This window comes from Flavobacterium sp. JLP (genome assembly GCF_015350755.1).
GTDB lineage: Bacteria > Bacteroidota > Bacteroidia > Flavobacteriales > Flavobacteriaceae > Flavobacterium.
Genome location: NZ_JADKPS010000004.1, coordinates 222150 through 235859 on the forward strand (window position 1 = coordinate 222150; position 13710 = coordinate 235859).

Consider the following 13710-nt stretch of genomic DNA (forward strand, 5'->3'; position numbering starts at 1 on the left):
TAAAAATTACGTATCTTAGCCCAATATTTATAGATGAATATACGTAAAAATTTAGAATCAAAATTAAGTAAGTCATGAGTAATACTATTCGAGTTGTTCTAGCAGATGATCATGTATTTGTGAGAGATGGCATAAAATCTTTACTTGAAAACGAAGCAAACATTGAGGTAGCAGGCGAAGCAATTGATGGCTCTGATGCTCTTGAAGTAGTTGCCACAACCAAACCTGATTTACTTATAGTAGATATTCGTATGCCAAACTTAACCGGTATTGAGGTAGTAGAAAAACTTAGAAGCGAAAATAATAACATAAAAATTATTATGCTTTCAATGCACGAATCTGAAGAATATGTATTAAAATCAATCAAAGCTGGAGCCGATGGTTATTTACTAAAAGGTTCAAGCAAAGAAGAATTTTTAAAAGCTTTGCATACTGTTGCTGCAGGCGGAAAATATTTCAGTGGCGACATCTCTTCTATTCTAATCAGCCAATTGACAAATTCATCTTCATCTTTAGAACCGAAACAAAATTTAGGAGATGAAATGATGATTACGAAAAGAGAAAAAGAAATTCTTCAGCTTTTATTGTCTGGAAAAGGAAACAAAGAAATCGCCGAAGCTCTTGAAATCAGCAAGAGAACTGCAGAAGTACATCGCTTTAATTTAATGAAAAAGCTAAAAGTAAAAAATCTGATGGAGCTTTCTAATAAAGCAACTGAATATTCACTTTTATAAAATTACGTATAAATACTTAATTATTTTTAAAAAACTGCGTTTTAGCAGTTTTTAACTACGTTATAGTACTTATTTTTACTCAAAAATATAAGTACTATGAAAAATACAAACGCACTCTCGCAGTCACACAAAATTTTATTTTTAAATACTTTGGCATTCACGGTGTGTTTTGCCTGTTGGACTTTAAATGGTGTATTAGTTACCTTTTTAGTCGATAACGGTATTTTCCATTGGAGCGTTGTTCAAGTTGGCTGGTTACTCGGTATCCCAATTTTGACTGGTTCTATTATGCGTTTGCCAATAGGTATGTTGACAGATAAATTTGGAGGCAAATATGTCTTTTCTCTTTTGCTTCTCCTCTCTTCCGTTCCATTATTCTTGCTTCCATTTGCTGACAGCTTTTTTATGTTTGCTTTATTGAGTTTCTTTTTTGGAATGGTAGGAACGAGTTTTGCTGTCGGAATTGGTTATACTTCAATTTGGTATCCAAAAGAATGGCAAGGGCGCGCGCTTGGAATTTTCGGAATGGGAAATGCCGGCGCTGCAATAACCACTTTTTTAGCGCCATCATTATTAAATCATTTTTCTACTAATGATCCGCAGAATGGCTGGAAAATCCTTCCCATAATATATGCTGTGGCTTTAGTCGTAATCGGAATTGCCTTTTTAATTTTTGCAACAAACAAAAAAATAGAAAACCATACAAAGTCTGTTTCTGAAATGCTTCAGTCTTTAAAATCAGCCAGAGTTTGGCGATTTGGGGCGTATTACTTTTTAGTTTTTGGATGTTTTGTCGCGTATTCACAATGGCTTCTGCCAAATTTCATGAATGTATATCAGACGAGTTTGGTTATGGGCGGTTTGTTTGCAACGCTTTTCAGTTTGCCATCTGGTGTAATCAGGGCTTTTGGAGGTTACTTATCAGATAAATTCGGAGCACGAAAAGTTATGTATTGGGTTTTGAGTTCATCTGTCATTTTAAGTGCCCTGTTAATGGTTCCGAAAATGGAAATCACAACAACCGGACCTGGCGTTTTGGCCACTAAAAAAGGAACTGTAACTTCTGTTGCGAAAGATAATATTAAAATTGGGGAAACAGCCTTTGCAATCGCTCAGAAAAAAGAAAATGAATCTGAAAATGCTATTTTTCCAACCAGCACTTCATGGCAGCAAGTGGTCGTGCAGCAAAACCAAACCGTAAAGAAAAAAGAACTTTTGGCTAAAGGAATCACCGTAATTAAATTTGACGCCAATATGTGGGTTTTCTTAGTCTTAGTAATTTTAATTGGTATTTCGTGGGGAATTGGGAAAGCAGCAGTTTACAAACATATTCCAGAATATTTCCCGACAGAAGTTGGCGTTGTTGGCGGCATGGTCGGAATGATTGGCGGTTTGGGCGGTTTCTTCGGACCAATTATTTTTGGGTATTTATTAACTGCAACCGGAATTTGGTCCAGCTCATGGATTTTTATTTTAGTTTTCTCTGTCATTTGTTTGATTTGGATGCATTACACAATCACAAAAATAATGAATGAAAAACAGCCTATATTATCAAAAGTTATTGACAGACAATAGTTTGAATAACATGTTGCTAAAATTTTAAAATAATAACTTCCATATTTAGTAAAGGCTTATTTTTCTTATAAATTTACGCCATCAAAAAATTACCAGTTTTATGAAAAAAATAAAAATAATTCTCCTGCTAGTTCTCGGAATCAATGCTTCAATTGAAGCTCAGGAATTAGATGTAAATTTACAGATAAGGCCTCGTTTTGAATACCGAAATGGTTATAAAACATTGTTGCCGGAAGAACAAGAAGGCACTTCGCAAATCTCACAGCGCTCTCGTTTAAATTTCAATTACAAACAAGACGAGTTAACTGTAAAATTAACTTTTCAAAATACGAGAACTTGGGGCGATGTTGCTCCAAATACTGTTGCCGATAAAAATGGAGTTGCCGTTTTTGAAGCTTGGGCACAATATAATTTTACCGAAAAATGGAGTGCAAAAATTGGCCGTCAAGTCCTTTCATACGATAATCAGCGTATTTTAGGTGAACAGGATTGGGGACAACAAGCGCAAAGCCATGATGCGTTAACGGTTTCTTTCCGTCAAGAAAAACAGCAGTTAGATTTTGGAGGAGCTTATAATTCGACTGCTGAAAATGTTTTGCAAACGCCATATACAGTTGCCAATTACAAAGCTTTGCAATATGCTTGGTACCACACTCAATTTAGTGATTTAGGGTTGAGTTTTTTAGCGCTTAACACAGGTTATGAATACGCAAATGCTGATGCTAAATTATTGGTCGATTACAAACAAACTTTTGGCCCATATCTCGCTTATAAAACCAGTAAAATCGACAGTAATTTTTGGGCATACGGACAAACAGGAAAAAGTACAAATTTGCAAGTAAGCGCGTGGAACGCCGGTGCCAATTTTGGCTATCAAATAACAGCATCATTTAAAGCTGGTTTAGGATATGAATTCCTTTCCGGAAAAAATACAAACGACGGAAGTTCTGTAATTAAATCGTTCAACCCAATTTTTGGCACCAATCACGGTTTTAATGGTTATATGGATTATTTTTATGTTGGAAATCACCTGAACAATGTTGGTTTGCAAGATGCATTTATCAAATTAAATTACAATGCCAATAAATGGCAGTTTGCTTTAATTCCGCATGCATTCTTAGCTGCTGCAGATGTAGTTACGCCACTAAATGAAAAATTAGATTCGTATTTAGGAACAGAGATAGACGCAACTTTTGCTTATAATTTCAAAAAAGACATTACTGTTTCAGGCGGTTATTCTCAAATGTTTGGTTCTCACACTTTAGAATTCATCAAAAATGGAGACGCCGGTCATACAAACAATTGGGCTTGGTTAATGATTTCTGTAAATCCCAAAATTTTTAGCTGGAAAAAATAGTTTTTATTCAAAATTAACATATCAATTTTACCCTTTTCCTATTTCTTGAAAAGGGTATTTTTTTTTCTTTATGAAAAGTTGGTTATATGTTTTAATTAGTTATATTTGAAATGATTACGAACCCCCAATTCTATCCTATGAAACAATTTTTAAAATTATCGATGCTTACTTTTATTGCAACTCACAGTGGTATTTCTGAAAAATACAATGATGCTTTAATTTCAAAAAATTCAGAAATAAATTTTGCAAAAACACAAAAAAGAGGAATTAAAAAAAACAACATTATTTATTATGTTGAAAACGATTTACAAACAATATCAGCCTACAAAAGAAGCAAATTAAAATGGCAGACCAATGTTATTTCTGTTTGCGGAGAACCAAAACGTGGAGAACCTCAAATAAGATATGTAGGTTATAATTCAGACAAACTGCTTATCGTTATGGGAAAACATAATTTTGCAGAAATTGACATAAATAGTGGTATTACAACACTTGTTGGTTAATATTTTTAAAATAGATCTTTAAAAATCTAAATATATAAACTGCCCTTTTCAAATAAGAAAAGGGCAGTTTCATTTCTAATTATTTTGTAAATATATTTTAGGTATATTTGATTGAAAATCCTCTAGAGATAACTTGTTATATGAAAAATAGAAACATCATAATTTTGATTATTTTCATAATTTCATTCTTTCTGATTGGATTATTTTATGATATAGAATATCGAACTTTGACTCGAACACTTATATTTAAAATGGCTAATTATGATTTAAAATTTTACGGAGGAAAAGAAATTAGATTTTTCATTCCTGATTTAGGCTTCATATTAACTCTAATTCCTATTGGTTTTTACACCATTACTAAGTTTAAAAAATCAAAAAATATCGGCTTTCTTTCAATTCTTATTTATATAGTTCTTTTGCTTTTATTTTATCTTACATTTTCTTTTTTTGAATCACAAATTATAAAATATACAACTGTAATTGACAGCAAAAACATATACCATTATCATCATAGAAATGTCAATTATAGATTAATAGCCATCTTTAGTATTGTTTTTTCATTAAGCTTGAACTTTCTTGTTTTAAATCTTTTGAAACAAAAAAAACCAATTTTAGAAAAATGAAACTCATTGCTTGGAATTGCAACATGGCATTCAGAAAAAAAGCAGCATTTATTCTTGCTTATAATCCTGATATTGTCGTAATTTCTGAGTGTGAAAGTCCTGAAAAATTGAAATTTTCAAGCCAAGTACAATTGCCAAACGATATTCTTTGGTATGGCACAAATCCGCATAAAGGGCTTGGCGTTTTTTCTTATAGCGACTATAAATTTAAATTGCTGAATTGCCATAATCCCGATTTTAAAAACATTTTGCCCATTGCCGTAACTGGCGGAAAAGTCGATTTTACATTGTTTGCCGTTTGGGCAAATAACCCAGCTGATAAAGATGGAGCTTACGTAACTCAGGTTTGGAAAGCGATTCATTATTATGAAGATTTGATCCAAGAAAATAAAACGATTTTAATTGGAGATTTCAACAGCAATACTATTTGGGACAAACCACGGCGAGAAGGAAACCACACTGCCGTTGTAACAAAATTAGAAGCCAAGAAAATCTTTAGCACCTATCACAAATATTACAATCAAACGCAGGGAAAAGAAGAACATCCTACTTTATATTTGTATCGCCACGAAAACAAACCGTATCATCTTGATTATTGTTTTGCTTCGAATGATTTTATCGAAATCTTAGAAAGCGTAGAAATAGGAAATTATCAAGATTGGACAATTCACAGCGATCATAAACCATTAATAATCAACTTCAATTTATAAAAATGACCAACGCCTGGACAGAAAGATGGAACGACCGCTACAGCAACGAAGAATTTGCATACGGCACAGAACCTAACAATTACCTAAAAGAACAAATAGAAAAACTAAATCCAGGAACTATTCTTTTTCCGGCAGAAGGCGAAGGAAGAAATGCTGTTTTTGCTGCAAAATTAGGCTGGAAAGTTGCTGCTTTTGATATAAGCGAAGAAGGAAAAAACAAAGCAATTAAACTTGCCGAAATTAATAATGTTGTAATAGATTATCAGGTTGGGGAATTAGAAACTCTAAATTATCAACCAGAACAATTCGATGCAATTGCTCTAATTTACGCACACTTTCCTGGAGAAATTAAATCGGCTATTCACAAAACCCTTGAAACTTATTTGCGTAAAAACGGTGTTATTATTTTTGAAGCCTTCAGCAAAAAACATTTAGAATATCTTGCTTTAAATGATAAAGTGGGCGGTCCAAAAGATATTGAATCTTTATTTTCAGTAGAAGAAATCAAAGCTGATTTTCCGAACTATGAAATCATCGAATTAGAAGAAAAAGAAATTGAACTTAATGAAGGTTTATTTCATAACGGAAAAGGTGCTGTGATTCGATTTGTTGGGAGAAAGAAATAAATTATACTCAGCGGTTGAGAATCACTTCTGAAGTCTTTACAAAAAAACTCTTCTTTATGGTCAAAAAATATTTAAAGCTATTTATCAGTTTAGTTATCATTTTAGCAATTACAATTGCGTATCTACTAAGTGATTTTAATGTAATGTATAAAAATGAAGAATTTGTAGATTTAACTCATAAAACAAAAGAAGCACAGAAAGAAAATCTTAAGGCATTTACTAAAATTTATGAAAAGATAAATACCAAAATGAAAGAACAAAAATGTCCCTGCGATCGAGCTACAGATTATATAGGTCCCTACCGACACGGATATTCTTTAACCAAATTATTTTATAAACTTAAAATACAGAGAGAATTTACACAAACAGATTGCTTTAAATATCTTCTCCTAAATACTGATTTTAAAAACTTTTATGGTGACTCTACCTATAAAACTTTCGGTGTAAAAGAAGCTTCAGAATTCTATTTCAATAAAAAAATTAACAAACTAAATGAAAAGGAAGTTTTAACTCTTATTGCAATGTTACAAAACCCCAGTCTTTATGATCCAATTCGGAATAAAAAAGTAGTACAAAGTAGAGTTCTGCTTTTGGAACATATGTTACATACACAAGACAAAAATTAAAACATAAATAAGTACTTTTACTTTATATTTTAGAAAGTAAAATATTTATGCTCCATAACCTCAGATCGCAATGCTGAAATATTCAAAATCCCAATTCGCTTTCCAACAGTTTTAATCAGCAATTCCTTTTTAAGATTTGAAAGTACACGAATAGCTTGTTCTTCGGTAGTTCCTGCAAAATCAGCAATTTCTTTTCTAGAAAGATCAATATCAATAAAGCCATTGGTCTGTCCAAATTTGCGGTGAATATAAAGCAATAAATCGATTACGCGCTCACGTACATTCATGTGAGCAATTTTCCTGATATTATTTTCGCTTTTGTTCAGTTCATCAGCATAAAACAGCATTAAGGCATAGGTGAATTCAGGAACATTTTTCAGAATTTCGAGCATCGTTTCGTTACTAAAATTACACAATATTGTATCTTCAAGTGCATAAGCACCAATCAAATAACGTTTACTTGTTCCGAATCCGCGAAACCCAATTGTATCTCCATTTTTTGTCAAGCGAACAATTTGTTCACGGCCGTTTATTCCGGTCTTTACCGTTTTTACTTTCCCGCTGCAAATAAAATACAGCCCATTTAATGGCGAACCCTCGGTAATAAACTGATTTGTTTTTTTACAGATAAAACTCTTTTTTTTAGCAACATAGTGCGTCATCTTTTCCAAATGCAAATGTTTCTTTATAAAACAATTTTCATTGGTACAGGTATAACAAATCGCTTGCTCTTCTTTCATGAGTTCCTAAATTTTACTGGATTGAAAACTAATTTGTTGTTCCTCATTTATTTCCATCAAAAATATAAAATAAATTCTAAAAATAAGTATTTATACGTAAAAATACTTATTTTTGTATAGAAACAAATAAGTGATTCATTTAGAATTCTAGCATTTTCATTAATAGTATCTAAAAAGAGCAGTAATGCAAAACACCAAAATCAAAACTACTTGCTCGTATTGTGGCGTTGGCTGCGGTATAATCGTAACCAACGATGCAAAAAACGGTGTAATGGTAACGGGCGACAAAGACCATCCGGTGAACAAAGGAATGCTGTGTTCTAAAGGAATGAATTTGCATTATGTAGTAAATGATACATCAGACCGAATTTTATATCCTGAAATGCGAGGCAGTAAATTGTATCCGCTGGAGCGTGTAAGCTGGGACACTGCTCTTGAAAGAGCTGCTGCGGTTTTTACATCAATTATAAAAAAACACGGATCCGACAGCGTTGGTTTTTATATTTCAGGCCAATGTTTGACCGAGGAATATTATCTGGTAAACAAACTTGTAAAAGGCTTTTTAAAAACCAATAATATAGATACGAACTCGAGACTTTGCATGAGTTCTGCCGTTGTCGGTTATAAAAAAACTTTTGGAGAAGATTCTGTACCCATTGCGTATGACGATATTGAATTGGCTGATACTTTCTTGATTACAGGAGCAAATCCAGCGTGGTGCCACCCTATATTATTTAGAAGAATTGAAAAACACAAAGAGAAAAATCCAAAAATAAAAATCATTGTCATCGATCCGCGACGAACTGATACCGCTGCTTTTGCCGATATGCACTTGCAAATTATCCCAGGATCTGATATTATATTATATCATGCCATTGCCAAACATATTATCGAAAAAGGGGATACAGATCACGATTTTGTTAAGAATCATGCGGAAAATTTCAAACAATATAAAGACTTAGTTTTAAGCACTTCGCTAGAAAAAGCATCTAAACTGTGTGGTATTTCTGTAAGCGATATTAAGCTCGCTGCAGCTATTATCGGGAAAGCAAAAGGGTTTATTTCGCTTTGGGCAATGGGACTCAATCAAAGTGCCGTTGGCGTAGATAAAAATACAGCTTTGTTGAATTTATCTTTATTAACCGGACAAATAGGAAAGCCAGGTTCTGGTCCTTTTTCGTTAACTGGACAGCCAAATGCCATGGGCGGACGCGAAGTTGGCGGTATGGCAACACTTTTAGCGGCACATAAAGACATTGCAAATCCAGAACATCGCAAAGAAGTTGCTGATTTTTGGGGCGTAGACGAAATCTCTGACAAACCGGGCTTAACGGCAACAGAAATGTTTGAAGCTTTAGAATCTGGAAAGATGAAAGCCATTTGGATCATTTGTACAAATCCACTAGTTAGTTTGCCTGATTCGCGTCGTATTGAAAAAGCGCTGCAAAAAGCCAAATTTGTAGTGGTTCAGGACATTTCGCATAATGCAGACACTTCAAAATATGCCGATCTATTATTGCCCGCTGCAGGCTGGTTAGAAAAAGAAGGCACAATGACCAATTCTGAACGCCGAATTTCTTATTTGCCAAAAGGAATAAATGCGCCGGGAGAAGCACTTCCGGATATCGAAATTTTAATTCGCTTTGCTAAAAAAATGAATTTCAGTGGCTTTGATTTTAATAGTGCCGAAGAAATTTATAAAGAACACTGTGCGCTTACTAAAAATACTAATATCGATATTTCATTTTTAAATTATCATCGTTTAAGAACCGAAGGCACTTTTCAATGGCCTGTTCCTGATTATGGACATCCGGGAACTCCTCGCCTTTTTACCGATAAAAAGTTTTATACGCCTTCACAAAAAGCCATTTTCAATTTACCAGCGCATATTGAAAATACGTCTGAACAGCCGAGTCCGCAATTTCCATTTATTTTAACCACGGGAAGAGTTCGAGATCAATGGCATACTATGACAAAGACTGGAAAAGTGTCAAGATTAATGACGCATACACCAAGTCCGGTTCTCGAAATTAATCCGATTGATGCCTACAAATCCGACATAAAAAATGGCGATATTGTTATTGTTTCCAGTAAAAACGGAGAAGTTCGTGTAAAAGCAAAAGTTACCGATACGATCAAAGAAAAAATAGTTTTCTTGCCGATGCATTGGGGAAAACAACTTGAAAATGATTTAAATCGAACGAATAATTTAACCAATACAGTTGTTGACCCAGTTTCAAAAGAACCTGACTTTAAATACACAACCGTCAATATTACAAAATACATAAAACCTTTCCAGAAAATTGCAATTGTGGGTGCGGGCGCAGCTTCTTTTCGATTTATTCAAAATTACCGTGAATTCAATTCAACTGACGAAATTATTGTTTTCTCTAATGAAATAAATCCGTTTTACAATCGCGTTTTGCTCCCAGAATACATGACTGGCGAATTTTCCTGGGAACAATTATTAAAAGTGAAAGATGGAGAAACTTTAAACAAACTCAAAATTACCATGAAAGCGGGTGTCGCTATTGATAAAATCAATACAAACGAAAAAACAATCACAGACAGCTTAGGAGATACCCATACTTATGATTCATTGATTTTAGCAACCGGAAGCAGGCCTTTTGTTCCTGAAAATGCACAGCTTCATTTGCCAGGCCGATTTACAGTTCGCAGAAAAGAAGATGCAGACCGATTAAAAAAACATTTAGACAGTACCAATTTACCGCCAGAAGAACAGCATGTTGTAATCATTGGCGGTGGTTTATTAGGATTAGAATTAGCGGCAGCATTAAAACATAAAAAAGTAAAAACTACTATAATTCAAAGAGCGTCTCGATTGATGGAACGCCAATTAGACCGAATTTCCAGCAAATTATTAGCCGAAGAAGTACAGCTTCGTGATATACAGATTTATTTTGACAATGAAGTAAGTACTGTTTTTGAAACCAATAATCCGAATGAGATTGAAATCGCATTAAAAAGCGGGAGAATTCTTACTGCAAATGCTATTGTTTATACGATTGGAACGATTCCGAATATTGAAATTGCACGCGAAACTGGACTTGCCTGCGGTCGCGGTGTAAAAGTAAATCAGTATTTACAATCTTCGAATCCGGATATTTTTGCAATTGGAGAAATAGCAGAATTCAATAATAAATTGTTCGGAATCACTTCTGCAGCTGAAGAACAAGCAGATATTTTAGCCAACTTTTTGGCAGGCGATATCAGCAGTTTTTACAAAGGTTCTATTTTAATGAATATTTTAAAATTAGAAGATATTAATTTATGCAGTATTGGTGATATTGAAGTTCCAGAAAACGACGATTCATACGAAGAGATTGTTTTTGCCGATTTGAAAAAGCGTTATTACAAAAAATGCATCGTCAAAGATGATTTGCTAGTTGGAGCGATTTTAATGGGCGATAAAAATGAGTTTGCCGAATTTAAAACCATGATCGAAAGCAAAATCGAATTATCAGACAAACGAAATTCTCTGCTAAGAGGAAGCTCAAACGCAAAACCTGTTTTAGGAAAATTAATATGTTCTTGCAGTCAAGTCGGAGTTGGAAATATAGAAGAAGCAATTAAAAGTGGTACCCATAATTTTACTGATTTATGCAAAAACACCGGTGCTGGATTAGGCTGCGGAAGCTGTAAAACTGAGGTTAAAGAGATACTGGCGAAATGCAGATAAGTTTTTTGTTTCAGATTTCAAGTTTCAAGTTTCAAGTTTCAAGTTGTTGGAACGTGCACCTGAAACCTGAAACCTGAAACTTGAAACTTGAAATCTGAAACAAAAAAAACAAAATGGAACTAACAAGATTAATAGTAAAAGGAGGTGTTATTTCGCCAGGAGAACTAAGAGAAGTAGTTAATATGGCGTTGGATCAAGGTTTAGATTCAATTTCGTTTGGTTCTAGACAAGATATTATTTTCCCCAAAGGATTAAAATCTGTTGACAAAGAGAAACTTGGGAAATATCATTTTGTTTTTCCGAATGAGAAAAGCGGGAATAATATCGTTTGTTCGTATGTTTCAACAGATATTTTCAGAAATACGGGTTGGTTAACTGGAAATCGGTATTTGTACATTTTAGAACAGTTTAAAGAACAGCCAAAACTAAAAGTAAACATTACAGATCCAAAACAGCAATTGGTTCCTTTGTTTACTGGGCATCTTAACTTCATAGCTTCAGAACATGAAGATTATTGGTATTTATACATTCGTTTGCCAAAATGGGAACGTATGGAAGTATACCCGGTCTTAATTTACAGCTGGGATATTGCCAAATTTTACTATGAAATCGAAAAAATTATAGAGGAAGAATCTTGTGGCATCGATATGCTTTTTAGTTTAGTAAGCGAAATTTTAGACACTAATAATAGAACGATCGATAAACCTTTAAATATTCCTTTTTATCCTTTTCCATATTACGAAGGCATGAACCGAATGGGAATTGATCAATATTGGCTGGGTTTGTATTGGAGAAATAATTTGTACGATTTAGCTTTTCTCAAAGAAATGTGCGATTTGTGTTTTGACTGCAAAATTGGAAAAATATGCATAACGCCTTGGAAATCATTTATTGTAAAAGGAATTCCGAAAGATCGAAAACTAGAATGGGAAAAATTTTTAGGTAAAAAAGGAATCAATGTTCGTCATTCATTATTAGAGTTAAATTGGCATTTGCCAGTTGCAATAGAATGGGCTTTGAATCTTAAAACTTTCTTAGTTCGAACACTAGATCAATTCGACATCAGCACTTATGGATTGACTTTCGGTTTATCTGAATACAATCGAGATGGACATTATTTTACTTCGATTGTTGTCGAAAAAAACGAATTGCCAGCGGTTTTAGAATCTATTAAAATAAGAGACACTTATAATATTTTATTTGCAAAGAATTTCGATCCGAACACGCGCGAATATATTGTGCATTCACAAGACATAGACAAACTCGAATTGCCAACAATCTTAATTGAATTAAGCAGGAAATATTTCGATGAGCTTGGAAATTATGTTTCAGAAACAACAGAAAATCAACAGAAAAAAGAAAAAGCGCAACTCGATATTTATCAATGTCAAGAATGCTTAACTCTTTATAAATCAGAATATGGAGATGAAAGCCAAGGTATTCCGAAAGGTATTTTATTTACTGATTTGCCAGAAACCTATTGCTGTTCGCTGTGTGAAGCACCAAAAAGTAATTTCAAAATTTTAGAAATTGCAGAAAATTAAATAAAACTTATCCTGACTTTTATTAGGAATTAATTTTACCGAGGCATTGGGATCAACACAAAAAATGTTCGTCTCATTTGGCTGTGGCATTTGTTTTCAAAAAAAAAAGCAACAAATACCATGCTTTTATCTATAAAGTATTCACTTCGTTTTTTCGTGTAGAATTGTTAAGAGATTTTACTTTTTAATTTCACACAAATACTTAAGTAATTAAATTTCAAATAGTTAAATTTAATTATTAGAGAAAAACTTAACATTGGAAGACTTGTTTTATAATTATCTTTACTTAACTATAAGTTAACAATTTAGTTACATTAAACGATATCCTCATTTAAAAGCACCTTAATATGGAAAACAATAACGAAGAAATTACCCCTGAGAAAATCGATTCAACAACATCTGACAATAGTCAGCCTGTTGCAGAAAATAAAAATAATCCGGCAATAAAAACAACAGTTCGTAAAGCTCCTGTAAAACCGACAACTGCAAAAGCTCCAGTAGCTTCTGTTACTAAAACCACGGCAACTACTACACCAAAACCACCTGTGGCACGAAGAACGACAGCAAAAAAGGTTTCAGCTCCCGCAGCAAAACTAGATCCAAATAGTCCAAACAGTGAAACACCAAAAAATGAATCACACCCGGAAAGTATAAATGAAGTAGTAGCTGCATTAGAAACTGCTAAAAATAAATCTGATAAAAAGAAGAAAAAAGTGAAAGACAAAGAGAAAGAAAAAGCAAAAAAGAAATTAGCAAAGAAAAAAGACGAAGCTAAAAAGGACAAAAAGAAAGAAAAAGCTAAAAAAGCAAAATTAAAAGCTGCCGCTAAGAAAAAAGAAAAAGCTAAAAAAGCGAAAGATAAAGCGAAAGCTAAAAAAATAGCAAAAAAGAAAGCAAAGTCTAAGAAAAAGGCAAAAGCTAAAAAGAAAAAATAATATTTGTAGAAAGGTTTGACTTGAAAAAGTTGAACCT

11 protein-coding genes are annotated in these 13710 nt (G+C 33.3%); 10 read left to right on the plus strand and 1 reads right to left on the minus strand.

Annotation, left to right across the window (positions count from 1 at the left end; all coding sequences use genetic code 11):
• Positions 1 to 74: 74 nt before the first annotated feature.
• From IRZ83_RS12395 to IRZ83_RS12425, 7 genes are all read left to right on the plus strand, one after another.
• Positions 75 to 734 (plus strand): response regulator transcription factor, encoded by a 660-nt coding sequence (locus IRZ83_RS12395; protein WP_194569158.1) that lies wholly within the window; start codon positions 75 to 77, stop codon positions 732 to 734.
• 96 nt (positions 735 to 830) lie between these two features.
• Positions 831 to 2309, plus strand: coding sequence for an MFS transporter (locus IRZ83_RS12400; protein WP_029273038.1), 1479 nt, complete (start codon positions 831 to 833; stop codon positions 2307 to 2309).
• 100 nt (positions 2310 to 2409) lie between these two features.
• A complete protein-coding gene (locus IRZ83_RS12405) occupies positions 2410 to 3666 on the plus strand; it encodes an alginate export family protein (RefSeq protein WP_194569160.1) in 1257 nt (418 codons plus the stop codon).
• Positions 3667 to 3803: 137 nt separating this feature from the next.
• Positions 3804 to 4169, plus strand: a complete 366-nt coding sequence (locus IRZ83_RS12410) for a hypothetical protein (protein WP_029273036.1) — start codon at positions 3804 to 3806, stop codon at positions 4167 to 4169.
• Between the two features lie 619 nt (positions 4170 to 4788).
• Positions 4789 to 5502 (plus strand): endonuclease/exonuclease/phosphatase family protein, encoded by a 714-nt coding sequence (locus IRZ83_RS12415; protein ID WP_194569162.1) that lies wholly within the window; start codon positions 4789 to 4791, stop codon positions 5500 to 5502.
• A gap of 2 nt (positions 5503 to 5504) precedes the next feature.
• On the plus strand, positions 5505 to 6128 hold the full coding sequence (locus IRZ83_RS12420) for a class I SAM-dependent methyltransferase (RefSeq protein ID WP_194569164.1): 624 nt from the start codon (positions 5505 to 5507) through the stop codon (positions 6126 to 6128).
• 56 nt (positions 6129 to 6184) lie between these two features.
• Positions 6185 to 6754 (plus strand): transglycosylase domain-containing protein, encoded by a 570-nt coding sequence (locus tag IRZ83_RS12425; protein ID WP_194569166.1) that lies wholly within the window; start codon positions 6185 to 6187, stop codon positions 6752 to 6754.
• Positions 6755 to 6783: 29 nt separating this feature from the next.
• Here the strand turns inward: IRZ83_RS12425 and IRZ83_RS12430 are convergent, their stop codons facing one another.
• On the minus strand, positions 6784 to 7494 hold the full coding sequence (locus IRZ83_RS12430; RefSeq protein ID WP_194569168.1) for a Crp/Fnr family transcriptional regulator: 711 nt from the start codon (positions 7492 to 7494) through the stop codon (positions 6784 to 6786).
• A gap of 184 nt (positions 7495 to 7678) precedes the next feature.
• Here IRZ83_RS12430 and IRZ83_RS12435 point away from each other — a divergent pair, with 184 nt between their 5' ends.
• From IRZ83_RS12435 to IRZ83_RS12445, 3 genes are all read left to right on the plus strand, one after another.
• Positions 7679 to 11194 carry a nitrate reductase gene (locus IRZ83_RS12435; RefSeq protein WP_194569170.1) on the plus strand — a complete coding sequence of 1172 codons (3516 nt, stop codon included), beginning with the start codon at positions 7679 to 7681 and terminating at the stop codon, positions 11192 to 11194.
• Positions 11195 to 11307: 113 nt separating this feature from the next.
• Positions 11308 to 12738 (plus strand): rubredoxin, encoded by a 1431-nt coding sequence (locus IRZ83_RS12440; RefSeq protein WP_194569172.1) that lies wholly within the window; start codon positions 11308 to 11310, stop codon positions 12736 to 12738.
• 347 nt (positions 12739 to 13085) lie between these two features.
• Positions 13086 to 13673, plus strand: a complete 588-nt coding sequence (locus IRZ83_RS12445; RefSeq protein ID WP_194569174.1) for a hypothetical protein — start codon at positions 13086 to 13088, stop codon at positions 13671 to 13673.
• Positions 13674 to 13710: the final 37 nt, after the last annotated feature.